Source organism: Kitasatospora sp. NPDC032121, from assembly GCF_055580145.1.
Genome location: NZ_JBVILX010000020.1, coordinates 87,418 through 113,690, shown reverse-complemented (window position 1 = coordinate 113,690; position 26,273 = coordinate 87,418). Strand labels below are relative to the sequence as shown.

Below are 26,273 nucleotides of genomic sequence, written 5' to 3'. Positions count from 1 at the left end.
TCCTCCGGTGTGGGTCTTCGGGCGCGGGTCGGGTCGGTACGGCCGGGTGGGCCCGGCCCGGGGCGTCCGGGGTCGGGCGCCGCCGCCCAGTATGACCGGTGATCATCCCGCGTTCGCCCGCCGTATCAGTACGGCCCCGCCGGCGGCCTCGTCGACGTACCCCCGGACCCGGCGGCCCCGTGGACACACCGGCGGCCCCGCCGACGTACTCCGTTACAACACCGTCCCCGGCCAGTCAACGTTTCACCCACTTGTGGGCGTGCCGGGCCCGGGCGCGTGATCATGGGCGTATGCACTTCCGGCACGGCAACCGAGCAGAGGGTTCGCGGTCCGCGACACCGGACTCCCGGTCCCTGGCGGCAGCCGCGGCGGCCCTCGCCGCGCGGCTCGGAGCGATCACCGGCGGCGACGGCGGTGACGGCGGTGACGGCGGTGACGGCGGTGACGATCCGGAGCGGCTCCGCGAGGTCCTCGCGGCCGCCCCGGTCGGGGTCGCGCTGCTCGACGAGCGGCTGCGCTGGCAGTACCTGAACGCGGCCTTCGCCACCGCCACCGGGCTGCGCCGGGCGGACCTGCTCGGCCGTGCCGCCGGGACCACCGCCTTCGCCGGGGCCCTCGGCATCCTGCGCCGGGTCATCGAAGACGGGCTCGCCCGCGAACACGCCACCGGGGGCCCGGACGGCGCCGGCGCCCCCGTGCCGCCCGGCCTGCGGGTGCGCTACCGGGCCCTGCGGAAGTCCGGGCGGACCACCGGTGTGATCGTCGTCGTGCTGGACGACCCCGACCCGGCCCGCGACCAGCTGCGCGAGCTGGAACAGGCCCGGGCCCGACTCGCCCTCCTGGACGCCGCCACCGAACGGATCGGCACCACCCTCGACGTCGGGACCACCGGCACCGAACTCGCCGTCTTCGCCGTGCCCAGGCTCGCCGAACTCGCCGTCGTGGACGTGCTGCCGCCCGCGGCCGAACCCGCCCGGGGCGGCCACGGCGCGTCCCAGCGGCTGCACCGGGCCGGCGCCCGGGCCGTACCCGCGCTGGCCGCCGGCCTCGCCGAACTGCCCCGGCCGGGCGAATCGATGCGCCACCGGGAGGATTCGGCCGCCGCCCGCAGCCTGGCAGGCGGCGTCGCCGTGCTGACCGAGCCCGGGCCCGAGGACGCCTGCCCGGCCGGGACGGCCTCACTGCTGGTCCTGCCGCTGGCCGCCCGGGGCCGGCTGATCGGGCTGCTCACCCTCGGCCGCACCACCGCCGGCCCTGCCTTCACCCCGGACGAGGCCGCCCTGCTCGGCGACCTCGCCGCCCGGGCCGCCGTCGCCCTCGACAACGCCCGCCGCTTCGCCCGCTCCCAGGGCATCGCCCTGGAACTCCAGCGGGCCCTGCTCAGCGAGCCCGGCAGTCCGCACCAGAACCTCACCCTGGCCTCCCGCTACCTGCCCTCCGGGAGCACCTCGGTGGTCGGCGGCGACTGGTACGAGACGGTCCGGCTGCCGTTCGGGCGCACCCTGCTGGCCATGGGCGACGTCATGGGGCACGGCGTCGAGGCCGCCGTCGACATGAGCCACTACCGCTCCGCGCTGCGCGACCTCGCCGGCATGGACCTGCCCCCGCACCGGATCCTGCGTCAGCTCGACAACGTCATCTCCGCCGACGACTCCGCCCGCCCGGCGACCTGCCTGCTGGCCCTCGCCGACCCGGGCCGCGGCCGCTGGACCCTCTCCAGCGCGGGCCACCTGCCGCCCGCCCTGATCGCCCCCGGCCATCCGACCGAGCTGCTGCGCATCCCCGCCGGCCCGCCGCTGGGCACCGGCCTCGGCGGCTACGAGCAGACCACCCACCCGCTCCTGCCGGACCAGACCCTGCTCCTCTACACCGACGGTCTGGTCGAGCGCCGGGGCGAGGACATCGACGTCTCCCTGGAACGGCTCGCGGCCCTGCGCCTGCCCGCCGCCGGAGACCTCGACGACCTGCTCGACGCCGTCCTCCATGCCCTCGCCCCGCCCCCGGCCCCGACCGCCGAGGACGACATCGCCCTCCTGGTGGCCCGCCCCCGCCAGCGCTGACGGCCCGCCGGTTTCCGGGCCCGGGGCCGCTCGACCGTCCTGGCTCCGCCCGTCCTCGCTCCGACCGTCCTTGCGCCGACCTTCCTTGCGCCGACCTTCCTTGCGCCGACCTTCCTTGCGCCGACCGAGCGTGAACCGACCGAGACTGTTCAGGGCGGGCCCCCACCCCGACGGCTTCCTGGGCTCACACCTTCGCCAGCGCCCGCCGCACGTCCGCCCAGATGTCCTCCGGGTGCTCGATGCCCACCGACACCCGCACCGTTCCCGGACCGATGCCCGCCGCCGCCAACTCCGGGTCCGACAACTGCCGGTGGGAGGTGCTGGCCGGGTGCAGCACCAGGGTGTGCACGTCGCCCAGGGAGGGAGCCAGCGAGGCGAGCCGGACGGACTCGGTGAACGTCGCGGCGGCTTCGCGGCCGCCGGCCAGGTCGAAGGCCAGGACGCCGCCGTGGCCGTCGGGCAGCAGGCGGCGGGCGAGTTCGTGGTCGGGGTGGGTGGGCAGGCCCGGGTAGTGGACGGCGGTGACGGCGGGGTGGGCGGCGAGCCGGCCGGCCAGGTCGAGCGCGGTCTCGCAGTGGCGGCGGACCCGAAGGGCGAGGGTCTGCATGCCGCGCAGGGTCAGCCAGGCGGCGAACGGGTCGGCGCTGGCGCCGAGTTCGAGCGAGCGCCGCCAGACCCGCCGGTGCAGCTCCGGGTCGGCGAAGACGGCGATCCCGCCGAGGACGTCGGAGTGTCCGCCGAGGTACTTGGTCACGGAGTGGATCACGATGTCCGCGCCGTGCTCGACCGGCCGGCACAGCAGCGGCGTCGCGAAGGTGTTGTCCACCACGCTCACCACCCCGGCCCGCCCGGCGACGGCGATCAGCCCGGGCAGGTCGGTGACCCTGGTGGTGGGGTTGGAGACGGTCTCCAGGAGCAGCACCCGGGTGCGGGGCCGCAGCGCGGCCGCCACCCCGGCGGGGTCGTCGCCGCTCACGTAGCTGACCTCGACACCCCAGCGCTCGGTGAGGTCGGTCAGCGCGCCGATGGTGCCGCCGTACAGGTTGCGCTGGGCGACCACGTGGTCCCCGGCGCGCAGCAGGGCGAGCAGAACGGTGGTGATCGCGCCCATGCCGGAGGCGGTGGCGAGGGCGCCGGTGCCGCCCTCCAGTCCGGCGACGGCCTGCTCCAGCGAGCGGACGGTGGGGTTGCCGAAGCGGTTGTAGAAGAAGGCGCCGTCCGGTCCTCCGTGGGCCTCGGCGAGCGCGTCGCCGGTGTCGAAGGCGAACAAGTGGCCCTGGTGCAGCGGGACGCCGAGCGGACGGCTGCCGGTGGCCTCGGCGAGCGGCGGGTGGACGACCCGGCTCTCGGGGCGCAGCTCGTCGGGGGCTTCGTACGCGCGGGGTGCCTCGGACGCCTCGGAGACGTCGGAGATGTCGGAAACATCGGAAACGTCGTGGGAGCCGGGGGCCTTGTGGGAGTGGAAGTCGCTCATGGCGGTCATCCTCCGGCGGTCCCGGCACCCGGGCCAGGGCCAATCACCGCCAAGTGGCCCGCCCCGGGCGGTCGTTCCGGCTCCACCGCCCGGAGGCGGCGGCGACGCCCGGGTCACGGCTACGGACGGTCCTCGGCTACGGACAGCCCTCGGCTACGGATGATCCTCGCTTGTGGACGGCCCTCGGCGGCTACTTGCGGCGGCTGAAGATCCGCTTGACGGCGTAGACGATCCCGACGATGAGCAGCACCACGAACAGGATGATCAGGATGACCACGACCAGCAGGAACTTGCCCAGCTTGGCGAAGAAGCCCTTTTTCTTCTTCTCGTCCTTGGCCAGGTGTGCGGCATCGGCGGAGGCGGCGCGCGCCTCGGTACGGACCTCCGAACCGGTGGCAGCGGCAGCGGCCCCCACGGTGGCCCCCGGGTTCGCGGCGGCGGCCGCGACGGTGCGGGGCGCGGCCACGGCCGCCGCACCCGATGCCGCGGCGGTGAGGCCGACGGCGGCCAGCAGGGCCACCAGGGCGCCGGCTATCGAACGTGCGATCCGATCAGTCATCGTGCTCCTCTTGCGGGTCCGGAGCAGCGCGGATCAGCTGATCTGACCAATTTCTCATGGTCTGACCAGCTGGTTTTCCCATCCGCGCCTAGTATGCTCCACTGAAGTTCTACAGCGGTGTAAAAGTTTAGCGACGGGCGGCGCCCGGATCGGCTCCGGCCCCGGGCCACGCGAACCCGCCGCTTCGACGGGGGCTTGCGTGGCAACTGTGGAGGATGACGACGTGTCTGGCCGCAAGGGTTCCCCCGAAGCCGAGAATTCGCCGCACCGGGCAGCCGGGCGCCGGGCGGCCGCTCGGAGGGACGACCGGCGGAACGGCCAGCGGAACGGCCGGGGAGGCGACCCGACGGGCGGCCGGAGCCCGGACGGCGCGAACATACCGGACGGCCGAGCGACGGGCCGCGCCCGGAAGAAGCCCAAGCGCAGCACCAAGGAGAAGGTGCTCTGGGCGACCGCCGGCTGCACCGCCCTCGCCGTCCTCGGCGGCGGCGCCCTCTACTACCGGCTGAACAGCAACATCAACACCTTCGACGGCGACGCCCTCAGCAAGGACCGCCCGGAGGCCGCGGCCCCGGACGCCCAGGGCCGCACCCCGGTCAACGTGCTGCTGATCGGCTCGGACAGCCGCGGCAACGGCAACAGCGACCTGGGCGGCGGCGGGGACGGCGGCGCCCGCTCGGACACCGCGATCCTGCTGCACGTCTACGCCGACCACAAGCACGCCGTCGGCATCTCCATCCCCCGCGACTCCCTGGTCACCATCCCGCCGTGCAAGCTCCCCAACGGCAAGTGGACCAAGGAGCAGACCAATGTGATGTTCAACAGCGCCTTCTCGGTCGGCGACAGCGATCAGGGCAACCCGGCCTGCACCCAGAACGCCGTCGAGAAGCTGACCAACCTGCGCGTCGACCACACCGTCGTGGTGGACTTCAACGGCTTCGCGTCGATGACCAAGGCGGTCGGCGGCGTCGAGGTCTGCCTGCCGACAGACATCCACGAGGGGGACCTCAACCCCAACCTCGGCCACAAGGGCAAGCTGATCTTCCCCAAGGGCAAGCAGAAGGTCGAGGGCCAGGCCGCGCTGGACTACGTCCGGGTGCGGCACGGCATCGGCGACGGCTCCGACATCGGCCGCACCAAGCGCCAGCAGGCCTTTCTCTCCTCCCTCATCAAGGAGGTCAAGTCCCGCGGTATGGACCCGACCACGCTGCTACCGCTCGCCGACGCGGCCACCAAGTCGCTGACCGTCGACCCCGGCCTCGGCTCGGCCGCGAAGCTGCTCTCCTTCGCCATGGAGCTCAAGGACGTCGACCTGCACGACATCAAGTTCCTGACCGTGCCCTGGCGTTACGAGGGCCCGCGGGTCGCCCTCGTACACCCCGACGTGGACCAGCTGTGGGCCGCGCTCAAGGCCGACCGCACCATCGACGGGCAGGACGCGAGTGCCCCGGCCGACCCGGGCCCTGCCGCCGCCGTCACCACCGTCCCCGCCGCCGCGCCGACCCCGGCTTCCGTCCCGACCCCCGCCTCGGACGCCAAGGCGGCCGAGGTGAAGGTCTCCGTGCTCAACAGCACCGGTGAGACCGGGCTCGGCGGCCGGGCCGCGGAGACCGTCAAGGGCGCCGGCTACACCGTCACCGGCGTCGGCAACGCGGTCGGCAAGCCGCGCAGCACCACCGTCGTCGAGTACGGCACCGGCGAGCGCACCGCGGCCGAGGCGGTCGCCAAGCTCTTCCCCGGCGCCACCGTGCAGCCCGGCGGCCGTGGCGTCAGCGTCGTCCTCGGCCACGACTTCGCCGCCGCCAACCCGGCGGGCGCCACCGCGCCGGCCCCCGGCGGCACGGCCACCGCCCCGGCCCCGCTGCCCACCAGCGTCAGCGGCGCCGCCCGCTCGGCCGACGACGACCCCTGCGCCAACCTCTCGTACGGCTGAGCCCGGCCGCGGCCCTTGGACGAACCGCGGTGGGGCGCCCAGCCGCGGCTCGTCCGAGGGCCGTGGTTCATCCGAGGGGGTGTCAGCGCCTCGTCCCGCAGGACGGGCAGAACGCGGCGCCGTCCGGGACGTTCTGGTTGCAGCTCGCGCACTGGACGGGCTGTGCCAGCCGGAAGCCGCAGCCCGGACAGAACGGCGTGCCGTGGGTCTCGGTGTGACACTGCGGGCAGACCAGCTGGCGCGGCGCGTTCACGTCGAACCCGGCCCCGGACTGCTGCCCGGACTTGTACGCCCGCTCGCTGACCGTGTCGTTGAGGCCGCGGTGCTGCGCCGCCATCGCCTCGGCGGCGGTGTCCGGGGCGCAGTTGTGGCACAGGCCCTGGGCCGGGTTGAAGCAGCGCCCGCAGACGTAGTGGGTGCACCGGGCGCAACGGTTGAAGTGGGACTGGGCGTTGGCGATGGACCGCTGGAAGGCGGCGTCCCGCGAGGTGCCCCAGGTCTGGCCGGCCAGCCCGTCGGCGGCGTTGCTGATGGTGTTGGCGTTGCCGCCGATGAGGTTCCAGGCCGCACTGACGCCCTTGCCTATCCAGCCGGCCACCTGACCGGTCCGGAACGGCTCGAACGTCGAGCGCCAGGTGTCCGAGCAGCGGTAGCAGTAGAACTCGAACTGGAAGCCCGCGCCGGTGCCGTGCTGCTCGCACAGATCGCGGTAGTTGTTGCTGAAGTAGATCTCCGAAGTCACGTCGTCCCCGGTCGCTAAGTGGCCTGTCAGCGGTCGCTCCCAGGGACGATATGGGCTGCCGAACGGTTCCGCCAGAAACTCGCGTCCCGCCTGCTCAGAGCCCGGAGACCGGCAGCAGGAGCACCCGCACCGGGTCGAAGCGCTGCCAGAGCGCGGGCTGTCCGCTGCGGCCGATCCGCAGCCGGCACCAGCGCTGCCCGGCCGCGTCCTGCCACCACGCGCTGATCCGGCCGAGTGCCCAGGCACCGTCCCCGAGGTCCACCTCGACCGGCTGGTAGACCCATCGGACGTCCCGGTCCTCGGGCTCCGCTTCCGCCGGGCCCCCGGCGCCCCCGGCACCCTCGGGACTGCACTGACTCTCCATCACGGCTCCGCCTCCCGACCCGGCCCCGGCCGCCGGACGCCCGCTCGGGGCGGCCGGCGGCCGGGGGTGCAGCTCACCTCCTGAACTCTACAGGCGTGTAGAGGTCGGCGGGAGGAGTTCCGCCGAAGACGATCGACCCGTGGCCCGTCGGCTGAGCGCCGGGGTGCGGTGGGTCTGGGCAGGGTGGACCTGGGCGGGGTGAGCTGGGGCGGGGTGGGCCGGCCTCAGCGGTCCTTGCGCGAGGACCGCCGTCGCCACAGGGCGAGCGGCACGATCCCGGCCAGCGCGGCGGCCTCCGGCGCCGGCGGCTCCTCGAACGGCGCACCGGCCGCGCCCGCCGCCCCGGCCGGCACCTTGTCGAAGGTGTCCGGGACCGGCAGGGTCGACCAGTCGGACAGCGGCCAGGCGACCACGAAGGCCCGGCCGACCACGTTGTCCACCGGCACGAAGCCGTCGCCGGTCTGGTTGTGGTGCCAGCGGGAGTCGCGCGAGTTGTTGCGGTGGTCGCCCATCACCCACAGCTTGCCCTTGGGCACGGTGACGGTGCCGACCGGATCGTCGCCGCAGGGCGTCGAGCCGGGGAACAGGTACGGCTCGTCCAGCGCGACGCCGTTGACCTTCAGCGGCGCGCCGGCCTCGCAGTCGATGGTGTCCCCGCCGACTGCGATCACCCGCTTGATCAGGTCCTTCTCGTCCGCCGAGGGCATCAGGCCGACGGTGCTCAGCACCTTCTGGACGGTGCCGGTCACGGAGTCGCCGGAGGTGGTCGGCGCGCCCTCCAGCCAGCCGCCCGGATCGCGGAACACCACCACCTCGCCGCGCTCGGGCTTGGCGCCGAACCACGGGGTGAACTTGTCCACCAGGACCCGGTCGCCGATCGCGAGGGTCTGTTCCATCGACCCGGAGGGGATGGAGAAGGCCTGGACGAAGAAGGTCTTGATGCCGAGCGAGAGCAGCAGCGCGATCACCAGCAGGATCGGCAGCTCCTGCCAGAACGGCCGCTTCTTCCGGGGGCGTTCGGCCTTCTCCTCCGCCTCCCCGTCGGGCGCCCCGGGAACCTTCCCCGCCCCGCCGGCGCCCACGTCCGCGCCCTCCGTCACCGTGGTGCCCGTACCCGCCCGCGCCCGGCCGTCCCGGGCGTCCTCGCGTTCCCCGGCTCCGCCGCCGCTCTCACCGGACTCCGCGCTCCGCTGCACACTCATTTCCTCGGCCCCTCCCGCGGCCTGGCGGGAGCCGGTAGGAAGACCCCCTGTCAGGAACGAACCTACCGAACAGAGGTTCCCGGGCGCGCCCTGACGTGGATGCGCTCACCCTGCGGACCGAACAGGCTGAGGAACTCCACCACCTGCGGGCCCGCGTTGCCGAAGGCGTGCGGGGTGCGCGTGTCGAACTCGGCGGCCTCACCGGCCGTCAGCACCAGGTCGTGGGTGCCGAGCACCAGCCGCAGCCGTCCGGACAGCACGTACAGCCACTCGTACCCCTCGTGGACCTTCAGCTCCAGCTCGGGCCCGGCGTTCCTGCCCGGTGGCACGATGTGCTTGTAGGCGTGCAGCCCGCCCAGGTGGCGGGTGAGTGGGACGATGGTCTGGCCGTTCCTGGTCACCGGGCGCGGGTGGATCCTCGGGTCCCCGGTGGCCGGGGCGCCGACCAGTTCGTCCAGCGGCACCCGGTACTCCCGGGCCAGCGGCAGCAGCAGCTCCAGCGTCGGCTTGCGCTGCCCTGACTCCAGCCGGGACAGCGTGCTGAGCGAGATGCCGGTGGTGGCCGCCAGTTTGGCGAGGGTGGTGCCGCGCTCCCGGCGCAGCGCCCGCAGCCGCGGGCCCACCGTGGTGAGGACGTTCTCGAGCTCTTCGTCGGCCATGCCTGCCATTTGCCAGCACGGCAAGGCCGGTTGTCAATCCGGCACACGGGTGAGGTCTCGGCCGCCACCCCTGCGGGTCACCCCCGCCGGCCCCGCCTATCCTCCCGTCATGCGCATCCTCCTCACCCGGGACAGCGTCTCGGCCGGCGACGACGCCGACGCCCCGCACGCCGAGGCCGCCACGCTCCCCGACGGCCTGGACGCCCCGGCGGCACTCGCCGCCCTCGGACTCCCCAGGCCCCGGCTCCCGCTGATCGGCGGCGGCCGCGCCACCTGGGTGGTGCGCGGCGCGGACGGCAGCGCGCTCGCCGTCCTCGCCCAGCAGTGGCCGCAGCCCCGCCCGCTCCCGGCCGGCCGGGGCCCGCTCGAGCACCTGGCCGGAGCGGACGGCGCCGTCCGGCTGCACCTCGAGTACCGGCGCCAGACGGACCCGGCGGCCGAGTACGAGCGGCTGCTGCCCGGCTAGGGCGTTCGGTGGTCAGTTCGGTGGTCAGGGCGTGCCGAGGAACCGGCCGCCAGGCCGTGCCGAGGAGCCAGACGCCAGGCCGTGCCGAGGAGCCGACGGAAGGCTCCGGCCTCGCTCCCCTCGGTCCTACAGCCAGTCCCGCTTCTTGAACACCAGGTACAACCCGGTGCACACCAGCGCCATCAGCCCGATCGCGAACGGGTAGCCGAAGACCCACTTGAGCTCCGGCATCGTCTCGAAGTTCATCCCGTAGACCGTTCCGATCAAGGTCGGCGCGAAGAGGATGGCCGCCCAGGAGGAGATCTTCTTGATCTCGTCGTTCTGCGCGTGCCCCGCCTCGGCGAGCTGCTTCATCTCCTCGTTCTGCCGCTGCGAGACCAGGGTCGCGTTGACGGTCAGGATGTTCTGGAGCATCTGCCGGAAGCCGTCCACCCGCTCGGCGGCGTAGGTGGCGTGGTCGGCGACGTCGCGCAGGTAGCGCTGGAGGTCGTCGTCGGTACCGTACTTGCCGAAGCCCGCCTCCAGGCTCTTCATGATCTCCAGCAGCGGACGGGTGGCCCGCTGGAACTCGATCACCTCGCGGGACAGCTCGTAGATGCGGCGGGAGACCTGCGGGTCGCCGCCGAACACCTCGGTCTCGATCTCGTCGATGTCGTGCTGGAGGCCTGCGATCACCGGCGCGTAGCCGTCCACCACGGCGTCCAGCACCGCGTACAGCACCGCCTCCGGGCCGAGTGCCAGCAGCTCCGGGTCCTCCTCCAGGCGGCGGCGCACCGCCGAGAGGTCCGGGGCCTGGGAGTGGCGGACGGTGAGCACGAAGTCGGGGCCGACGAAGAGGTGGATCTCGCCGAAGTCGACCTCCTCCGCCTCGTCCAGGTAGCGGGCGGCGCGCAGCACCACGAACAGGGTGTCGCCGTAGCGCTCCAGCTTCGGCCGCTGGTGGGCGACGATGGCGTCCTCGACGGCCAGCTCGTGCAGGTTGAACCGGTCGGCGGCCTCCAGCAGCTGCGCCTCGGCGGGGCGGAACAGGCCGATCCAGGCCATGGTGCCGGGCCGGCCGGGCAGCTCGCGGTAGATGTCGGCGAGGTCGGCGGGCGCCTCCGTCCGGCGGCCGTCCCGGTAGACCGCCGCGTCCACGACGGAACGTTCCAGCGTCACCGGTTCGACGGGCTGGTCGGGGCGCGGGTCCATCGAGTGCTCGGGCGCCGGCTGGGTGTCCGTGGACCGGACGACGGAACGGGAGAACGGACGCTTGCTCGCGCGCACGGCGCGCACACGCCAGTCGGACATGGCGGGAACCTCCACGGTGGATGCCCGGCCGCCGTACGGGAACACGGCGGACCGGTGGCGCCCGGCCGGCCGCCACGCGCACGGCGCGACCGGCGGCGCCTCGTCGGGAGGACGAGGTCAGCGCCGCGCGGGAGCCGTACGGGAGGAGGTGTGCCGGGGGCCGCGAGTGGTGCGGGACAACCGGGGGCGGGGCCGACTTCGACCCGTACTACTGCACTCCACGGCTCTCACCTCCTCGCCTCCGCGCGCCTGCGCACCGGGAGGGGTGCCAGCACAACCCCGCCGAGTCTAGTACCCGCACGCCCCGGGCTCCGACCGGGGCCCTGCCACGGACCGCTCCCACCACGCCCACCGCTCACGCCCGCACACCACGGACCGCCCGGGTTCGTACCTCACGCTGCGTCAACGGCCCCGGCGGGCAGGCGCGTTCGTCCGGAGCGAAGTGATCACGGGGAGGAGACGGCGCCACTACGCTACGTGCCATGACTTCTTCGGAGAGGGCCCCGGGGCGGGGAACGGCAGTGGTGATGGGCGGCGGGCTCGCGGGACTGGCGGCCGCGTGGGCGCTGCGCGGGTTCGCCGAGCGGATCGTCGTGGTGGAGCGGGACCGGTACCCGGCAGGGGCGGAGTTCCGGGCCGGGGTGCCGCAGGGCCGGCACGCCCACCTGGTGCTGGAGGCCGGGCACCGGCTGCTGGAGGAGATGATGCCCGGCATCCGGCAGGAGCTGACGGCCGCGGGCGCCCAGCGGGTGGCCGCCTCGGACGTCCAGTGGCTGTGCGCCGCGGGGTGGCTGGCCGAGTACCCGGCACAGGTGAGCTTCCTCTCCTGCACCCGGCCGCTGCTGGACAAGCTGGTGCTGGACCGGATCCGCGCCCACCCCGCGATCGAGATCCTGGAGGGGACGGACGTGGTCGGGCTGCTCGGCTCGGCGGGCGTGGTGACCGGGGTGAAGGTCCGCTCGCGCGGGTCGGCGCACGACTCGGAGCGGTCCGGGGACAGCTCCGCGCACGACTCGGAGAACGGCTCCGCGCGCGACTCGGAGAACGGCTCCGCGCGCGACTCGGAGAACGGCTCCGCGCGCGACTCGGAGAACGGCTCGGCGCGCAGCTCCGAACGCGGAGAAGTCCGGGAGATCCCGGCCGAGTTGGTGGTGGACGCGGCGGGCCGTTCGACCTCGGTGCCGAAGTGGCTCGCCGAGCTGGGCTGCCCGCCGGTACCCGAGGAGCGGGTGGACGCGGGCGTCGCGTACGCCTCCCAGATCTTCCACCGCCCCACCGGGTCCGAGCTCGGGCCGGGCCGGGCGGCCTACCTCCAGACCAAGGCGCCGGACGAGCCGCGCATGGGCGTGCTGCTGCCGGTCGAGGGCGACCGCTGGATCGTCAGCCTCGCCGGGATGCGCGGCGCCGAACCGGGGCCCGGCGAGGAGGGGTTCATCGAGCACCTGGGCCTGCTGCGCGACCCGCTCCTGCACGAGCTGCTGCGGGACGCCGAACCGGCGGGCGGGATACGCGGCTTCCACCCCGGGCCGGGCGTGCGCCGGCACTACGAGCGCAGCTCCCCGGACGGGCTGGTGGTGGTCGGCGACGCCGCGAGCACCTTCAACCCGGTGTACGGGCAGGGCGTCACCGTCGCCCTGTTCTGCGCCCGGGAGCTGCGCCGCACCGCGAAGCGGCACGGCGGGATCGGGCACGCCACCGCCCGGGCCGCGCGGCACGCCGTCGCCGCGGCGTCCAAGATCCCGTGGATGATCTCCTGCGCCGAGGACGCCCGCTTCCGCGCCACCACCGGCGCGCCCTCCGGCAGCCTGGTCGGGCTCCAGCACCGGTTCTTCGACAAGGTACTGGCCGCCAGCACCCGGGACCCGGCCGTCACTTCGGCGTTCCACGAGGTGATGTCGCTGGTGTCGCCGCCGTCACTGCTGTTCCGGCCGCCCGTGCTCGCGGCGATCCTGCGGGCCTGAGCAGGCGAGGCGGCATTGAACCCGAGGAGGCATTGACCTGGGGGGCAGTGACCTGGGGGGCAGTGACCCGAGGGGGCAGTGACCCGATGGGGCGCGGACCGTGGGCCCGAGCCGGTCACGGGTCACGGGCCGTGGGTCCGAGGGCCTCAGCCCGGCGCCGGGGGCACCCGGGTGCTTGCTACTCGCCGAGGTGCGCCGCGACGTACGGCAGCGCCACCTGTTCCAGGCCGCGTCGGCCGAACGCGGGGTGGACGTTGACCTCGAACACCACGCCGCCGCTTTCGGCGGCGAGGTCCACCCCGGCGAGGTCCAGGCCCAGGGAGGCGGCCGCCGCGACGGCCGCCTCCGCCAGCCCGTCGGGCAGGTCGCCGTAGTCGAGCAGGGTGGAGACGGCGCCCCGGCTCTCGTTGCAGGGCGCGTCCGGGTCCGCCTGAACGTGCTCGACCACCCGGACCACCCGCCCGTGCAGCACCACCACCCGGTACTGGTGGCGGCTCCCGTCCGGGAGGACGTTGCGGGCGTCGCGGGCGATCAGCCAGTCCGCTCCCGCCCGCGCGTAGTGCCGCGCGGCGGCGTCGAGCTGGGCACGGGTGGTGACGTGGAAGACGTCGTCCCCGCCCATGCCGACACAGGGCCGGGCCCAGACGTCGCCGCCGAGCTCCGCGAAGGCCTGGGCGACGGCCTCCGGGCTCGGCTTGGAGAGCGCGATGCTGGGCATGTGCGGCACGCCGTCCCGGAGGAAGCGGGCGATGGTGAGGTCCTTCTCGGTGGCCACCCGCCACGCCTCGGCGTCGACACCGAGCGACCGGGCGCCGAATCCACGCAGCCGCCGCTGGCAGTCCTCGAACGCGCGCCGCCGGTGCGGCGGGATCTCGTACACGATCACCGTGTCGGCGGACACCCTCCGACCGCCCGCCTCCAGCCGGAACCCGCCCTCGTCGTCGGCCTCGACCAGGCCGCTGCCGCCGGTCATGAAGTGCCGGGCGTCCAGGTGTACGGGCTCCCGGCCGGTCAGTGTCCGGGCGGCGGCGGCGAGCACCTTCCGGCTGCCTTCGGTCGAACTGTGATCGGTCAGGAGTACGAGGTCACGTCGGGCCATGCGGACATGCAAGCGATTGCACCGTGATCACGACAAGAACGCCCCGTGCGCCATCCGCCGAGACGGATGGCCGAAACGTCGCCACTGGGGGCGGGGCAGCGTGCACCCGCCAACCTGCCGCGGGCGGGCAGCGTGCACCGACGCCCCGCTGTGGATGGGGCAAAAGTGAATGGGGGCAAAAAACGTGCACCGACGGCCCCGCTCCGGACGCGTCGCCCGTTAATTCGGATGCGCCCGCTCCGCCCCGGCGGCTACCGTGCCCCACATGTCTACGCCCCGCATCTCCTAGCCGACGGACCGCTTCCACGCCACCCGTCTGTCCGCTAGTCGTTTCGGAGCGTTATCCCATGATCACCACCCGTGGTGTCGACGTGCGCGTCGGCGCCCGCCTGCTGCTGTCCGACGTCACCCTGCACATCGCCCCCGGCGACCGGATCGGCCTGGTCGGCCGCAACGGCGCCGGCAAGACCACCCTGCTCGCCACCCTCGCCGGACAGCTGGCGCCCGCCGCCGGCACCGTCACCCGGACCGGGGCCGTCGGCTACCTCCCGCAGGACTCCCGCGCCGCCGACCCGTCGGTCACTGTCACCGACCGCATCCTGTCCGCCCGCGGCCTGGACAGCGCCGTCCACGCCCTGCGCGCCGCCGAGGCGGCGATGGCCCGGGCCGGGTCGGCGGCCGAGGAGCGCCGGGCGATGGACGCGTACGTCCGGGCCGAGGCCGGGTTCCAGTCCCGGGGCGGCTACGCGGCCGAGGCCGAAGCGGCCCGGGTCGCGGCCGGACTCGGGCTGCCCACCCGGGTGATGGACTCCCCCGTCGGCACGCTCTCCGGCGGCCAGCGCCGCCGGGTCGAGCTGGCCCGCATCCTGTTCGCCGACCACGGCACCCTGCTGCTGGACGAGCCGACCAACCACCTGGACGCCGACGCCATCACCTGGCTGCGCGGCTTCCTCGCCGGCCACCAGGGCGGGCTGGTACTGATCAGCCACGACCTCGGGCTGCTCGCCGAGACCGTCAACCGGGTCTTCCACCTCGACCCGCAGCGCGCCACGGTCGACGTCCACAACACCGGCTGGCAGGCCTACCTGACCCAGCGCGCCGCCGACGAGCGCCGCCGCACCCGGGAACGGGCCAACGCCGAGCGCAAGGCCGCCTCCCTGCACGCCCAGGCCGACCGGATGCGGGCCAACGTCGCCACCGCGACCACCGCCCGCAGCATGGCCCGCCGGGCCGACCGGATGCTCGCCGGACTCGAACCCGTCCGGCAGGCCGAGCGCACCGCCAGGATCCGGCTGCCCGAGCCCGCCCCGTGCGGCCGGATGCCGCTCGGCGCGATCAGCCTCGCCAAGTCCTACGGCGGCCGGCCGGTGCTGACCGGCCTGGACCTCGCCGTGGACCGCGGCAGCCGGCTGGTCGTGCTCGGCCTGAACGGGGCCGGCAAGACCACCCTGCTGCGCATCCTGGCCGGCCGGGAGACACCGGACTCGGGCCGCATCGTCCCCGGCACCGGACTGCGGCTCGGCTACTTCGCCCAGGAGCACGACACCCTCGACCCGGCGCTCAGCGTCCGCGACAACCTCGCCGCGGCCGCGCCCGGCCTGACCGACGGCGAACTGCGCCACGTGCTCGGCGCGTTCCTCTTCCGTGGCGACGACGCCGACAAGCCGGCCGGGGTGCTCTCCGGCGGCGAGAAGACCCGGCTCGCCCTCGCCGCCCTGGTGCACTCCGGCGCCAACGTCCTGCTGCTGGACGAGCCGACCAACAACCTCGACCCGGCCTCCCGCACGGAGGTCCTGGCGGCGGTCGGCGCCTACCCGGGCGCCATCGTGATGGTCACCCACGACCCCGGCGCCATCGAGGCCCTCCGGCCCGACCGCGTGCTGCTCCTGCCGGACGGCGACGAGGACCTCTGGCACGACGCCTACCTGGACCTCGTCGCGCAGTCCTGACGTTCGTTCGCCGCCCGCCCGCCGGGGCTCCTCCCGACGGGCGGGCGTCAGCCGGCCGGTGATTCGCCGCGCCGTTGCTCGCGTTCCACCTCGTGTACGCCGGCCCGCGGGCCCGACCGGCCCGAGCTCCGCCGCCGCATGCCTCCGCTACCGGCCCAAGGCCACCACCGCCTCCGCGACCCGGCTCGCGCCGTCCTCCTTCGCCATCGCGCGGGCCGCCTCCTGCGCCCGCTCCCGCAGCCGCTGCTCCTCGACGGCCCGGCGGATGGCCGCCGCCAGCCGGTCGGCGGTCAGGTCGGCGAACCCGATCGGAGGGGTGGCGGCCCCGAGTCGGCTGAGCCGGCCGGCCCAGAACGGCTGATCCGCCGCCACCGGGACGGGGACGCTCGGCACACCCGCGCGCAGCGTCGCGGCCGCCGTGCCCGCACCCGCGTGGTGCACCACGGCCGCCATGTGCGGGAACAGCCGCGCGTGCGGGAGTTCGCCGACCGTCAGCACGTCGTCGCCCTGCCCGGAGATCCCGGCCCAGCCGGCCTGCACCACGCCCCGGGCGTCCGCCCGCCGCAGGGCCTCCACCGCGAGGGTGCTCAGCCGCTCGCCCTGCCCCGCCGCCATGCTGCCGAAGCCGATGAAGACCGGCGGCGGCCCGGCCCGCAGGAAGTCCTCGACCTCGGCCGGGAGGCGGTAGTCCTCCGCCACGTGCGGCCACCAGTTGCCGACCACCCGCAGCCCCTCCCGCCAGTCGGCCGGGCGCGGTACGACGGTCGGGCTGAAGCCGTGCAGCACCGGCCAGTTCGCCCGCTCCCTGGCCTGTCGGCACGCGGTCTGGGAGAGCGCCGGGAGGCCCAGCCGCGACCGCAGGCTGCGTGCGGCCTCGGTGTGCAGGCGGTCGACGACCCGCTGGCCGAGCGCCCCCGCCGCCCGGTTGCCCCAACTGCCCAGCGAGCGGCCGCCCCCGACGACCGGCGGGAACTCCCGGGTCGGCAGCGTGGGTTGGAGGTAGACCCCCAGGCTGGGGACGCCCATCGCCTCCGCGAGGTGCCAGCCCAGTGGCGCGGTGGTGGTGGCGAGCAGGAGCAGATCGGCGCCCGTAGCGGCGGCGTCCGCGAGCGCTCCCCCCAGCTGCCCGATGAACGCGGCGGCCCGTGCGAGGAGTTCGGAGCGCCCGCCGCGCGACTCGGCGCCTGCCCCGCGCGGATCGACCGGGAGCGGGCGGAAGTCGAGGCCGCTGCCGGCCACCAGCTCGCGGAAGGTTTCGGGCGCCGCGAGCACGACCTCGTGCCCGGCACCGCGCAGGTGCGCCCCGAGACCGGTGTAGGGGGCGACGTCGCCGTACGATCCGGCGGCCATCACGAGGATCCTCATCGGGCCGCCTCCTGGTGGCCGCTGCCGTCGCGCCGTTCGGCGTTGGCGCCGATCGCCGACCGGAGGTAGCCGGCCAGGCCGGGGCGCTGTTCGGCCGGCGGGACGACGAGGGCGAAGGCGCGGGCGTCCGCCTCGTAGTCGTCGGCGATCCGGCAGTGCATCTCCGGCGGGCAGGGCGTGAACCACCGGGTGATGTGCTGCCGGTGCTGCTCGGCGAGGTCCAGCACCGTCCGGTGGTCGACCGGCAGCCCCTCGTCGAAGGCGTCCAGGAGCCGGCCGCGCCATTCGGCGGCCTCCGCCATCAGCTGCTGCCAGTCCTCCTTGGAGTGGGTGGCGGCGCGGGCCAGGGCCTCCTGGTGGCTGTCCCGCTCGCCCCACTTGAGGTGGGCGTCGGCCGCGTAGCTGAGGTCGAAGACCACGTCCCCGAAGACCTCGAAGCGCTCCTGGGGCGTCAGTTCGACCCCGGTGCGCTGGACCTCGATGGCCCGCTCGGCGACGTCGACCAGCTTCTGCAGGCGGCCGATCTGCTCGGTGAGGGCCTGGCGTCTCGCCAGCAGGTGGTCGAGCGCGTTGGCTTGCGGATCCGCCAGGATGTCGGCGATCTCGTCGAGCGGGAAGCCGAGTTCCCGGTAGAAGAGGATCTGCTGGAGCCTGGCGAGGTCCGCGCCGCTGTAGAGCCGGTAGCCGGCCGGGCTGCGCTCACTGGGCGAGAGCAGCCCGGACCGGTCGTAGTAGTGCAGGGTCCGGATCGTGACCCCGGCGAAGCCGGAGACCTGGCCCACCGACCAGCTCATGCGTCCCTCCGATCATCCGTGCGTTCTGCTGCGCCCCACCGTGCGGCCTGACGTGGGGTAAGGGTCAACACGCGCAGCTCAGGGGCCTGCTCCGGATGCCGGGAGGCGCCCTCGGTCAGGTCTCGCGCTGCGGGTGGTAGGCGCTCTCGGCTATGCCGAAGGTCCAGGCGACCCCGGCGCGCGCGGTGCGGGTGCTCGGGGGGACGCGCAGCCAGTAGGTGCGGTGGGTGCCGTCCGGCTCGGGGGTGGAGTTGACCACCTCGACCATCACCACCGGCTCGTCGTCGGGCAGGACGATCCGCCAGAGCACACCGGTCTCGTCCCGGTGGACGGGCTCGGCGCCGGAGTCGGCCAGGTAGCGCTCGTAGCCGTAGTGCTCCAGCAGGACGCGGCGCAGCTCGGCGTTCTCCTCGGTGCGGATCCGCTCGACCGTCACCCCGGCCAGGCCGGCCAGGAACTCCGGCGGGACGGGCATGCCGCGCCAGGCGTGCAGGGCGAAGCCGTCGGCGTACTCCAGGGCGGGCCCGTCCGCGCGGTCGAGCCGGCCGGCCTCGTCGCGGTGCAGGGCGGTGGGCCGCTCGCTGATCAGTGCCACGTCCCGGTACGGCCACCACCAGCCGGCCCACCGGGCCAGCTCGGCGAGCGGGGCGACGGAGTCGGCGCCCGCCCCGGCGGCTTCGAAGGCGGCGAACCACGGCGCGTCGTGCTGGCCCCGCACGGCGTCCAGCAGGGCGAGCCGGACGGTGGTGCGACGGGCCCGGGCCTCCTCGGCCACGGCGGCGTCGGCCTCCCGGTCGGCCTCGGGGGCGAGCCGGTCGAGCACGGCGTTGCGCAGCCGGTCGGCGAGCGGGGTGGTGACCGGGCCGAGCTCGCCGCCGGTGAGCGCCCAGTGGCCCGCCCACCCGGCGGCGCCGACCTGCTCGACGGCCCGCCGCCGGGCCTCCTCCCAGGGCCGGGTGCGCACGGCCTCGCGCACGCTCTGCGCGCCGGCGGCCCGCAGCTCCAGCGCCGCCTCCGTCGCGGCGAGCGGCGACCCGAACCAGCGGACCGCCTCGGGCTCGGGCAGCCCGGCCGCCCGGTAGGCGGCCCGGACGGCGTGCTCGGCCGCGGCCCGGTCGCCCGCCCCGGTGGCCGCCGCGGCCGCCCGCCAGCGGGCCGTCACCTCGGCCGGCCCGGACACCGCCTGCGCGGCGCCGCCGTGGACCTCGTCATGGATCACCGTGTCCATCCCTGCTCCGTTCCCGGCCGGGCTCCCCGCCCGGCCGTCCGTTCCCGTTCCGTGCCGCGGCCCCGGCCGCGCGCTCCGCCCTCGTGCCCCGCCCCGCGCTCACCCGCCCGCCGACCCCCGTGCGGCGGGCGGAGCGGTCGTCAGTCCGCGACCACCCGCACGGCGCCCGGCACGTACTCGCGCTGGCGGACCACCCGGTACCACCCCTTGGGTAGCGGTATCGCCGCGTGCTCCTCGTGCACCACCCGGCCGCCCTCGGGCAGGTGGAGCCAGCTCGCGCCGAACGGCCCGCTCTCGCGGCGCAGCGCGCCGGGGCCGACCACGGCGTGCGCGTGCCCGGTGACCTCGCCGAGCGCGAGCACCATCCGGCCCCGGGCGTCCCGGGCCCGCACGGCCAGCTCGGCCACCCGCGGCGGCACCGCGCCCTCCTCGACCGGCACGATCAGCACATCGCCCTGGCGGTACATCAGTCCTCCCTCGCCGTACGGCCGGACTCCGGCGGACGCCGGAACCCATGGCTCCGCCGCGTCCGCCGCGGTCACTCTCCGGAGCCAGGACCCGAACATAGGGCAAGGGTCTGACAACGCGCCCGGGCGGTGACCCGGCCGCCGGATTGTCAGTCCCGGCTGGTAGACAGTTGTTCGGCCCAGATCCCCGAGGAGCAGTGCATGACTGTCAACGACCACATCGAACGGTTCCACGGTCTCCCCGTCTTCGACTTCGTGGCGGCCTTGGCGGAGGCCGAGGAGAAGGGCGGCTCCGGCGCCGTCCGGCTGCCGGACGCGGCCTCGGCTGCCTGGCGGATCAGGCTCGACTACGAGTCCGACGCGACGTTCGTCGAGCGCTGGGAGCAGTTCCTCGCCGCCGTCGACACCGAGCGGGTCACCGCGGTGGTGATCGGCCAGTGGTCGCCGGACGAGCCGGACGGCTTCCGGGAGCCGATGGAGGCGATCGTCGCCGCCGCCGGTCGGCTGCCCGCCCTGCGCGCGCTGTTCGTCGGCGACATCATCGCCGAGGAGTGCGAGATCTCCTGGATCCAGCAGTGTGACATCACACCGCTGCTGACGGCCTTCCCGCGGCTGGCCGAGCTGGTGGTGCGCGGCGCCTCGCAGGACTGGGACGGCAAGGGCGGGCTGGCCCTGGAGCCGCTGCGGCACGAGGCGCTCGAGGCGCTGCGCTTCGAGGCCGGCGGCCTGCCGGGCTCGGTCGTGCGCGCGGTGGCCGGCTGCGACTTCCCGGCCCTGGCGCGGCTGGAGTTCTGGCTGGGCGTGGACAACTACGGCGGCGACGCCACGCTGGACGACCTCGCTCCGTTCCTGGACGGCACCCGCTTCCCGGCGCTGCGCCACCTCGGCCTCCAGAACAGCGAGTTCCAGGACGACATCGCGGCCGCGGTGGCGCACGCGCCCGTCGTCGCCCGGCTGGAGTCGCTCGACCTCTCCATGGGCGTGCTGACGGACCAGGGCGCCACCGCCCTGCTGGAGGGCCAGCCGCTCACTCACCTGCGCGCCCTCGACCTGCACCACCACTACCTCACCGAGCAGATGCAGCAGCGCCTGCGCCAGGCCCTGGCCGGGGTCGAGATCGACCTCTCCGAGGCCGGCAAGCCCGACGACCGCTGGCGCTACGTGGCCGTGGCCGAGTAGCCGTCACCTCCCGCGCGCACCGGCCGACCTCCCGCACGCGTCCGACCATCCGTCCGACCACTCGACCCACCAGGATCCGACATGGCCGTCTCCCGCCACATCGAACGCTTCCACGAGCTGCCGATCCACGAGTTCACGCCCGACGACGCCCGGCCCCGGCCCGCCGCCGGCGCCGTCGCCTGGCGGCTGTCCCTCGAATACGGTTCCAAGCAGGACTTCGCCCACCTCTGGCGGTCCTTCCTGGAGAAGGTCGATCCGGCCGGTGTGCGCGCCGTGGTGATCGGCGCCTGGTGGCAGGACGGCTACACCTCCGTGGGCCCCGCGGTCGAGGCCGTCACCGCCGACGCTCGGCGCCTGCCCGCCCTGGAGGCGCTGTTCCTCGGTGAGGTGACGTACGACGAGTGCGAGATCTCCTGGCTCGAGATGGACGACGTCACCCCGCTGCTGAACGCCTTCCCCGGGCTGAGGTCGCTGGCCGTGCGCGGCGGCATGGACCTCGCACTGGAGCCGGTCCGGCACGACCGGCTGACCAGCCTGCGATTCGAGTCCGGCGGCCTTCCGGCCACCGTGGTGCGCGCGGTGGCCGGCTCCGAACTGCCCGCGCTGGAGCGCCTGGACCTCTGGCTCGGTGTGGACGAGTACGGCGGTGACGCCACGCCGGACGACCTGGCGCCGTTCCTGGACGGCACCCGGCTGCCGAGGCTGCGCCACCTCGGGCTGGCCAACAGCGAGTTCCAGGACGAGATCGCCGCCGCGGTGGCGCACGCCCCGGTGGTCGCCCGGCTGGAGTCGCTCGACCTCTCCATGGGTGTGCTCTCCGACGAGGGTGCCACGGCCCTGCTGGAGGGCCAGCCGCTCACCCACCTGCGCGCCCTCGACCTGCACCACCACTACCTGAGTGACGCGCTGCAGGAGCGCCTGCGGGAGGCCCTGCCCGGGGTCGAGATCGACCTCAGCGAGGCCGAGGGCGACGAGATGGACGACGAGGACGACCGCTACGTCTCGGTCGCCGAGTAGGCGGGTGCGGAGGCGATGACCATGCGGCTGACCGTCCTCGGCAATCCGGGGCACCGACGGGTGACGCTGTTCGCGGCCGCCGCCCGGGCCGCCGGGCTGCCCGAGCCCGCCGTCCTGCCCTGGCTGGACGTGCTGCGTGGCCGGTACCGGCTGCCCGAGGGCGGTCTGCTGCGCGTCGAGTCACCCGGCGAGGAGCCGGAGGTCGACAGGCTGCTGCGCGGCCCGGCGCTGGGCTCCGGCTACGCGCCGACCAGGGTCGAGGGCACGGCCGTCTGGTACGAGGGCGTCATGGCCGCGCTGCGCGGGCTGGCCGCCCGGCCCGGCGTGCGGCTGCTCGGCGATCCGGAGGAGATCGCCGTGATGTTCGACAAGCGCCGGGCGCACGCCCTGCTCGCCGCGGGCGGGGTGCCGGTGCCCAGGGCGCTCGGCGGCGAGGTCACCGACTGGGAGCACCTGCGCGAGCGCCTCGCCGAGGCCGGCCTGCGCCGGGTCTTCGTCAAGCCCGCGCACGGCTCCTCCGCCTCCGGGGTGATGGCCCTGGAGTTCGGGCCGCGCGGGCACCTGCAGGCCACCACCTCGGTGGAGCTGGCCGACGGCCGGCTGCACAACTCGCTGCGGGTGCGCCGCTACCGCGACGAGCGGGAGGTCGCCGCGATCGTCGACGCCCTGGCACCGGACGGGCTGCACGTCGAGCAGTGGATCCCGAAGGCCTCGCAGTCCGGCCGCTCCGCAGACCTGCGGGTCGTGGTGGTCGCCGGCCGGGCCACCCACGCCGTGGTGCGCACCAGCACCCAGCCGATGACCAACCTGCACCTCGGCGGGGCCCGCGGCAGCGTCGAGCAGGTCCGGGAGACGGCGGGGCCGGCCTGGCCGGCCCTGCTGGAGACGGCCGAACGCGCGGCGGCCTGCTTCCCCGGCTCACCGATGGTCGGTGTCGACGTCCTGCCCACGGCCGGCTGGCGGCGCGCCCTGGTCGGCGAAGTGAACGCCTTCGGCGACCTGCTCCCCAACCTCACCGGCCTGCCCGGCGGCCCCGCCGAGGGTCTGGACACCTACGGCGCCCAGCTGGCCGCACTCACCGCCCCCTCCCCGTCGTCCCCCGTGGCGACGGACCACCAGATCACGGAACCCGCTCGATGAACCACCAGAACACCGCCCCCGTCCCGGCTCCCGCTCCCGCTCCCGACATGAACGCCGTCGTGGGCACCCACGACCTGCTGCTCGTCACCCTCGACACGCTCCGCTTCGACGTCGCCGAGGAGCTGGCCGCCGCCGGCCGCATCCCGAACCTCGCCGCCGTCCTCCCCGGCGGCCGCTGGGAGCGCCGGCACGCGCCCGGCAGCTTCACCTACGCCTCCCACCAGGCGATCCTGGCCGGCTTCCTGCCGACACCGGCCTCTCCAGACGGCCCGCACCCGCGCCTGTTCGCCGCCCGCTTCGCCGGCTCGGAGAGCACCGCCCCGCGCACCTGGGTGTTCGACGCCCCTGACCTGCCGACGGCCCTGGCCGCCTCCGGGTACCGCACGGTGTGCATCGGCGGCGTCGGGTTCTTCAACAAGCAGGGCCCGCTGGGCTCGGTGCTGCCCGGCCTCTTCCAGGAGAGCCACTGGGCGCCCGAGTTGGGCGTGGCGTCGCCGACGTCCTTCGAGGAGCAGGTCGCCCGGGCCGAGCGGGTCGCCTCCGAACAGCCCGCCGACCAGCCGCTGTTCCTCTTCCTGAACGTCTCGGCGCTGCACCAGCCGAACTGGTTCCACCTGCCCGGCGCCACTCGCGAGCACGGGGACTCCCGGGACAGCCACGCCGCCGCCCTGGAGTACGTGGACGCGCACATCGGCCGCCTGTTCGCCGCGATGAGCGCCCGCCGCCCCTGCTTCGCGATGGTCTGCTCCGACCACGGCACCGCCTACGGCGAGGACGGCTACACCGGGCACCGGATCGGCCACGAGGTGGTCTGGACGGTCCCGTACGCGCACTTCACCCTCCCCGCCCGGGCGGCGCACCCCACCGCGACCTCCGAGGAGCACGCATGACCACCGCACCCCCGCGCCCGGACTCGCCGTACCAGTCGTACGTCTACGCGTACCCGCACAAGACGGCCTACCGCCCGCTGCCCGGGCGTCCCCCGCTGCGCGAGCTGTGGGCCGGCGAGGCGCAGCACGCCCTCTCGCTCTACCTCCACATACCGTTCTGCGAGGTCCGTTGCGGCTTCTGCAACCTGTTCACCCGGATCGGCAGCCCCGAGGGCCTGACCACGGCGTACCTGGACGCCCTGGAGCGCCAGGCCACGGCGGTGCGCTCGGCACTGGACGACGGGGCCCGGTTCGCGCTGGCCGCGTTCGGCGGCGGCACCCCCACCTATCTGACGGCCGGTGAGCTGGAGCGGCTGTGTGACATAGCCGAGCAGCGGATGGGCGCCGACCTGAGGGCGGTACCGCTCTCGGTGGAGGCCTCACCCGCCACCGCGACCGCCGACCGGCTGGAGGTGCTGGCCGCCCGGGGCACCACCCGGTTGAGCCTGGGCGTGCAGTCCTTCGACGACGCCGAGGCGCGCTCCGCGGTCCGCCCGCAGAAGCGGGCCGAGGTGGAGGCCGCCCTCGGCCGGATCCGCGCGGCTGGCTTCCCGGTGCTCAACATCGACCTCATCTACGGCATCGACGGCCAGACCGAGGCGAGTTGGCTCCGCTCGCTGGACACCGCGCTCGCCTGGCAGCCCGAGGAGCTGTACCTCTACCCGCTGTACGTCCGCCCGCTGACCGGCCTGGCCCGGCGCGGCGAGCAGGAGAGCCAGGCCGCCTGGGACGCCCGCCGGCTCGCGCTCTACCGGGCCGGCCGCGACCACCTGCTCGCCCACGGGTACCAGCAGGTGTCGATGCGGATGTTCCGCCGCGCCGCCTCCCCGCAGGCCGGAGCGAGCGAGTACGCCTGCCAGACCGACGGCATGGTCGGGCTGGGCTGCGGCGCCCGCTCCTACACCTCGCGGCTGCACTACTCCTTCGACTACGCGGTGAACGCCACCGCGGTGCGCGGCATCATCGACGACTACGTCGCCACCGAGGACTTCCACCGGGCCGAGGTCGGCCACTGGATGGGCGGCGAGGAGCCCCGCCGGCGGCACCTGGTGCAGTCACTGCTCCAGGCCGAGGGCATGGCGCTGGCGGACTACCGCGCCCGGTTCGGCAGTTCACCGGTCGAGGACTTCCCGACGGAGCTGGCCGGGTTCGCCGAGCGCGGCTGGCTCGCCGAGGGCGATCCGGCGTACCTGCGGCTCGGCCCGGAGGGGCTGGCGCACTCGGACGCCGTCGGGCCGATGCTGTTCTCGCCCGAGGTCCGGGCCCGGATGGCCGCGTACGAGGCGAAATGACCTTCCTCGGCATGTCCTCCGCCCCTCCTTTGCCGGAGGACGGCGCGCGGAGCCTCACGCTGCTCTACCGCGGTCCGCTCGCCTCCTGCGACTACGACTGCCCGTACTGCCCGTTCGCCAAGCGGCGCGACAGCCCCGAGCAACTTCGGGCCGACCGGGCCGCGTTGGAGCGCTTCACCGGCTGGGCCGCCGGGCGCAAGGACACCGGCGACACCCTGTCGTTGCTGTTCACCCCCTGGGGCGAGGGGCTGGTGCGGTCCTGGTACCGCCGCGCGCTGGTCGAGCTGAGCCACCTGCCGCACGTCCGCCGCGTCGCGATCCAGACCAACCTCAGCTGCCGCACGGGCTGGCTCGCCGAGGCGGACCTCGACGCCCTCGCCCTCTGGGTCACCTTCCACCCCGGCCAGGTCACCCGCGAGCGCTTCCTCGCCAAGTGCCGCGAGCTGGACGCACTCGGCGTGCGCTACAGCGTCGGCGTGGTCGGCCAACCCGAGCACCTCACCGAGGCCCGTCGGCTGCGCGCCGAGCTCTCCGACGGCGTCTACCTGTGGGTCAACGCCGCCGAGGGCCTCGCCTACACCGACGCCGAGGCCGCCCAGTGGGCCGCGGTGGACCCGCACTTCGGCTACAGCCGGCACGCCCACCCCAGCGCCGGGCTGCCGTGCCGCACCGGGGAGTCCGTACTGTCGGTCGACGGCGACGGCACCGTGCGCCGCTGCCACTTCGTCCGGGACGTCCTCGGCAACCTCTACGACGGCAGCTACCGCTCCCGACTGCGGCCGCGCGCCTGCCCCCTGCCGGTCTGCGACTGTCACATCGGCTACGTCCATCTGGAGACCCTGCCGCTGTACGAGCTGTTCGGCGCGGGCGTGCTGGAGCGCGTGCCGCACGACTGGCCGTCGGGCCGGCGATAAATCGGTTGCGATCCAACCACTCTGTGTGAAAGCGTACGAACATCCGCACAGGACCAGCTGGTTCGGACATTCGGAAAGGAGGCCCGCAGATGATCAGTGGTATACGGCCCGCCGTCGTGCCGGGCCTCGTACTCGGTGACACCTCGGCTCGCGCTTCGACGCGTTAGCCGCACCTGGCCTGACGCCCCGC

At 74.5% G+C, this 26,273-nt stretch carries 23 protein-coding genes; 11 read left to right on the top strand and 12 right to left on the bottom strand.

What is annotated here, in order from left to right; translation table 11 throughout:
- Window positions 1–290: 290 nt before the first annotated feature.
- Window positions 291–2,060, top strand: coding sequence for a SpoIIE family protein phosphatase (locus ACZ5OX_RS33745; protein WP_465635369.1), 1,770 nt, complete (start codon window positions 291–293; stop codon window positions 2,058–2,060).
- Between the two features lie 184 nt (window positions 2,061–2,244).
- Here ACZ5OX_RS33745 and ACZ5OX_RS33740 read toward each other — a convergent pair whose 3' ends face one another.
- Window positions 2,245–3,534, bottom strand: a complete 1,290-nt coding sequence (locus ACZ5OX_RS33740; RefSeq protein WP_465635368.1) for a trans-sulfuration enzyme family protein — start codon at window positions 3,532–3,534, stop codon at window positions 2,245–2,247.
- Between the two features lie 190 nt (window positions 3,535–3,724).
- Window positions 3,725–4,093, bottom strand: a complete 369-nt coding sequence (locus ACZ5OX_RS33735) for a hypothetical protein (protein ID WP_465635366.1) — start codon at window positions 4,091–4,093, stop codon at window positions 3,725–3,727.
- Window positions 4,094–4,532: 439 nt separating this feature from the next.
- Between ACZ5OX_RS33735 and ACZ5OX_RS33730 the strand changes: the two genes are divergently transcribed.
- Window positions 4,533–6,026, top strand: coding sequence for an LCP family protein (locus ACZ5OX_RS33730; protein WP_465635364.1), 1,494 nt, complete (start codon window positions 4,533–4,535; stop codon window positions 6,024–6,026).
- Between the two features lie 82 nt (window positions 6,027–6,108).
- On the opposite strand, the gene ACZ5OX_RS33725 is transcribed toward ACZ5OX_RS33730, so the two are convergent.
- The 4 genes from ACZ5OX_RS33725 to ACZ5OX_RS33710 form a co-directional block, all read right to left on the bottom strand.
- Window positions 6,109–6,768 (bottom strand): double zinc ribbon domain-containing protein, encoded by a 660-nt coding sequence (locus ACZ5OX_RS33725; RefSeq protein ID WP_465635362.1) that lies wholly within the window; start codon window positions 6,766–6,768, stop codon window positions 6,109–6,111.
- A 94-nt stretch (window positions 6,769–6,862) separates the two neighbouring features.
- The gene (locus ACZ5OX_RS33720) at window positions 6,863–7,135 is read right to left on the bottom strand and encodes a hypothetical protein (protein ID WP_465635360.1); all 273 of its coding nucleotides are present in this window, start codon (window positions 7,133–7,135) and stop codon (window positions 6,863–6,865) included.
- Between the two features lie 221 nt (window positions 7,136–7,356).
- The gene (lepB, locus tag ACZ5OX_RS33715; protein WP_465635358.1) at window positions 7,357–8,334 is read right to left on the bottom strand and encodes a signal peptidase I; all 978 of its coding nucleotides are present in this window, start codon (window positions 8,332–8,334) and stop codon (window positions 7,357–7,359) included.
- Between the two features lie 62 nt (window positions 8,335–8,396).
- Entirely contained in the window at window positions 8,397–8,993 is a 597-nt protein-coding gene (locus tag ACZ5OX_RS33710; protein WP_465635357.1) for a helix-turn-helix domain-containing protein, read from the bottom strand.
- 109 nt (window positions 8,994–9,102) lie between these two features.
- On the opposite strand from ACZ5OX_RS33710, the gene ACZ5OX_RS33705 reads away from it, so the two are divergent.
- Window positions 9,103–9,459 carry a hypothetical protein gene (locus tag ACZ5OX_RS33705; protein WP_465635355.1) on the top strand — a complete coding sequence of 119 codons (357 nt, stop codon included), beginning with the start codon at window positions 9,103–9,105 and terminating at the stop codon, window positions 9,457–9,459.
- A gap of 126 nt (window positions 9,460–9,585) precedes the next feature.
- Here ACZ5OX_RS33705 and ACZ5OX_RS33700 read toward each other — a convergent pair whose 3' ends face one another.
- Window positions 9,586–10,749, bottom strand: a complete 1,164-nt coding sequence (locus ACZ5OX_RS33700) for a magnesium and cobalt transport protein CorA (protein WP_449792631.1) — start codon at window positions 10,747–10,749, stop codon at window positions 9,586–9,588.
- 482 nt (window positions 10,750–11,231) lie between these two features.
- Here ACZ5OX_RS33700 and ACZ5OX_RS33695 point away from each other — a divergent pair, with 482 nt between their 5' ends.
- Window positions 11,232–12,710 carry an NAD(P)/FAD-dependent oxidoreductase gene (locus ACZ5OX_RS33695; protein WP_465635353.1) on the top strand — a complete coding sequence of 493 codons (1,479 nt, stop codon included), beginning with the start codon at window positions 11,232–11,234 and terminating at the stop codon, window positions 12,708–12,710.
- 178 nt (window positions 12,711–12,888) lie between these two features.
- Here the strand turns inward: ACZ5OX_RS33695 and ACZ5OX_RS33690 are convergent, their stop codons facing one another.
- Entirely contained in the window at window positions 12,889–13,809 is a 921-nt protein-coding gene (locus ACZ5OX_RS33690; protein WP_465635351.1) for an ATP-grasp domain-containing protein, read from the bottom strand.
- Between the two features lie 347 nt (window positions 13,810–14,156).
- Here ACZ5OX_RS33690 and ACZ5OX_RS33685 point away from each other — a divergent pair, with 347 nt between their 5' ends.
- Window positions 14,157–15,758 (top strand): ABC-F family ATP-binding cassette domain-containing protein, encoded by a 1,602-nt coding sequence (locus ACZ5OX_RS33685; RefSeq protein WP_465635350.1) that lies wholly within the window; start codon window positions 14,157–14,159, stop codon window positions 15,756–15,758.
- A gap of 147 nt (window positions 15,759–15,905) precedes the next feature.
- Here the strand turns inward: ACZ5OX_RS33685 and ACZ5OX_RS33680 are convergent, their stop codons facing one another.
- The 4 genes from ACZ5OX_RS33680 to ACZ5OX_RS33665 form a co-directional block, all read right to left on the bottom strand.
- Window positions 15,906–17,123: a glycosyltransferase gene (locus ACZ5OX_RS33680; protein WP_465635348.1), complete on the bottom strand. Its 1,218-nt coding sequence runs from the start codon at window positions 17,121–17,123 to the stop codon at window positions 15,906–15,908.
- Window positions 17,120–17,917: a MerR family transcriptional regulator gene (locus ACZ5OX_RS33675; RefSeq protein WP_392877695.1), complete on the bottom strand. Its 798-nt coding sequence runs from the start codon at window positions 17,915–17,917 to the stop codon at window positions 17,120–17,122. Before ACZ5OX_RS33675 ends, ACZ5OX_RS33680 begins: the two co-directional genes overlap by 4 nt.
- Window positions 17,918–18,032: 115 nt before the next feature.
- Complete coding sequence (locus tag ACZ5OX_RS33670) at window positions 18,033–19,145, bottom strand: DUF6745 domain-containing protein (protein WP_465635346.1); 1,113 nt, start codon at window positions 19,143–19,145, stop codon at window positions 18,033–18,035.
- A gap of 140 nt (window positions 19,146–19,285) precedes the next feature.
- Window positions 19,286–19,612, bottom strand: a complete 327-nt coding sequence (locus ACZ5OX_RS33665; protein WP_449792857.1) for a hypothetical protein — start codon at window positions 19,610–19,612, stop codon at window positions 19,286–19,288.
- 201 nt (window positions 19,613–19,813) lie between these two features.
- Between ACZ5OX_RS33665 and ACZ5OX_RS33660 the strand changes: the two genes are divergently transcribed.
- The 6 genes from ACZ5OX_RS33660 (at window position 19,814) to ACZ5OX_RS33635 (ending at window position 26,083) form a co-directional block, all read left to right on the top strand.
- On the top strand, window positions 19,814–20,791 hold the full coding sequence (locus ACZ5OX_RS33660; RefSeq protein WP_465635344.1) for an STM4015 family protein: 978 nt from the start codon (window positions 19,814–19,816) through the stop codon (window positions 20,789–20,791).
- An 81-nt stretch (window positions 20,792–20,872) separates the two neighbouring features.
- Window positions 20,873–21,808 carry an STM4015 family protein gene (locus ACZ5OX_RS33655; RefSeq protein WP_465635342.1) on the top strand — a complete coding sequence of 312 codons (936 nt, stop codon included), beginning with the start codon at window positions 20,873–20,875 and terminating at the stop codon, window positions 21,806–21,808.
- A gap of 15 nt (window positions 21,809–21,823) precedes the next feature.
- Window positions 21,824–22,948 (top strand): STM4014 family protein, encoded by a 1,125-nt coding sequence (locus ACZ5OX_RS33650; RefSeq protein ID WP_465635340.1) that lies wholly within the window; start codon window positions 21,824–21,826, stop codon window positions 22,946–22,948.
- A gap of 47 nt (window positions 22,949–22,995) precedes the next feature.
- Complete coding sequence (locus ACZ5OX_RS33645; protein WP_465635429.1) at window positions 22,996–23,838, top strand: STM4013/SEN3800 family hydrolase; 843 nt, start codon at window positions 22,996–22,998, stop codon at window positions 23,836–23,838.
- Window positions 23,835–25,169, top strand: a complete 1,335-nt coding sequence (locus tag ACZ5OX_RS33640) for an STM4012 family radical SAM protein (RefSeq protein WP_465635338.1) — start codon at window positions 23,835–23,837, stop codon at window positions 25,167–25,169. The genes ACZ5OX_RS33645 and ACZ5OX_RS33640 overlap by 4 nt, the downstream gene beginning before the upstream one ends.
- 11 nt (window positions 25,170–25,180) lie before the next feature.
- The gene (locus ACZ5OX_RS33635) at window positions 25,181–26,083 is read left to right on the top strand and encodes an STM4011 family radical SAM protein (RefSeq protein WP_465635336.1); all 903 of its coding nucleotides are present in this window, start codon (window positions 25,181–25,183) and stop codon (window positions 26,081–26,083) included.
- Window positions 26,084–26,273 lie beyond the last annotated feature (190 nt).

Coding starts and splice junctions, on each gene's coding strand:
- ACZ5OX_RS33710 (WP_465635357.1), bottom strand. CDS start 8,993: ATGGCCGACGAAGAGCTCGAGAACGTCCTCACCACGGTGGGCCCGCGG.
- ACZ5OX_RS33645 (WP_465635429.1), top strand. CDS start 22,996: ATGAACGCCGTCGTGGGCACCCACGACCTGCTGCTCGTCACCCTCGAC.
- ACZ5OX_RS33665 (WP_449792857.1), bottom strand. CDS start 19,612: ATGTACCGCCAGGGCGATGTGCTGATCGTGCCGGTCGAGGAGGGCGCG.
- ACZ5OX_RS33740 (WP_465635368.1), bottom strand. CDS start 3,534: ATGAGCGACTTCCACTCCCACAAGGCCCCCGGCTCCCACGACGTTTCC.
- ACZ5OX_RS33675 (WP_392877695.1), bottom strand. CDS start 17,917: ATGAGCTGGTCGGTGGGCCAGGTCTCCGGCTTCGCCGGGGTCACGATC.
- ACZ5OX_RS33700 (WP_449792631.1), bottom strand. CDS start 10,749: ATGTCCGACTGGCGTGTGCGCGCCGTGCGCGCGAGCAAGCGTCCGTTC.
- ACZ5OX_RS33680 (WP_465635348.1), bottom strand. CDS start 17,123: ATGAGGATCCTCGTGATGGCCGCCGGATCGTACGGCGACGTCGCCCCC.
- lepB (WP_465635358.1), bottom strand. CDS start 8,334: ATGAGTGTGCAGCGGAGCGCGGAGTCCGGTGAGAGCGGCGGCGGAGCC.
- ACZ5OX_RS33640 (WP_465635338.1), top strand. CDS start 23,835: ATGACCACCGCACCCCCGCGCCCGGACTCGCCGTACCAGTCGTACGTC.
- ACZ5OX_RS33735 (WP_465635366.1), bottom strand. CDS start 4,093: ATGACTGATCGGATCGCACGTTCGATAGCCGGCGCCCTGGTGGCCCTG.
- ACZ5OX_RS33705 (WP_465635355.1), top strand. CDS start 9,103: ATGCGCATCCTCCTCACCCGGGACAGCGTCTCGGCCGGCGACGACGCC.
- ACZ5OX_RS33660 (WP_465635344.1), top strand. CDS start 19,814: ATGACTGTCAACGACCACATCGAACGGTTCCACGGTCTCCCCGTCTTC.
- ACZ5OX_RS33650 (WP_465635340.1), top strand. CDS start 21,824: ATGACCATGCGGCTGACCGTCCTCGGCAATCCGGGGCACCGACGGGTG.
- ACZ5OX_RS33690 (WP_465635351.1), bottom strand. CDS start 13,809: ATGGCCCGACGTGACCTCGTACTCCTGACCGATCACAGTTCGACCGAA.
- ACZ5OX_RS33695 (WP_465635353.1), top strand. CDS start 11,232: ATGACTTCTTCGGAGAGGGCCCCGGGGCGGGGAACGGCAGTGGTGATG.
- ACZ5OX_RS33670 (WP_465635346.1), bottom strand. CDS start 19,145: ATGGACACGGTGATCCATGACGAGGTCCACGGCGGCGCCGCGCAGGCG.
- ACZ5OX_RS33635 (WP_465635336.1), top strand. CDS start 25,181: ATGTCCTCCGCCCCTCCTTTGCCGGAGGACGGCGCGCGGAGCCTCACG.
- ACZ5OX_RS33685 (WP_465635350.1), top strand. CDS start 14,157: ATGATCACCACCCGTGGTGTCGACGTGCGCGTCGGCGCCCGCCTGCTG.
- ACZ5OX_RS33745 (WP_465635369.1), top strand. CDS start 291: ATGCACTTCCGGCACGGCAACCGAGCAGAGGGTTCGCGGTCCGCGACA.
- ACZ5OX_RS33655 (WP_465635342.1), top strand. CDS start 20,873: ATGGCCGTCTCCCGCCACATCGAACGCTTCCACGAGCTGCCGATCCAC.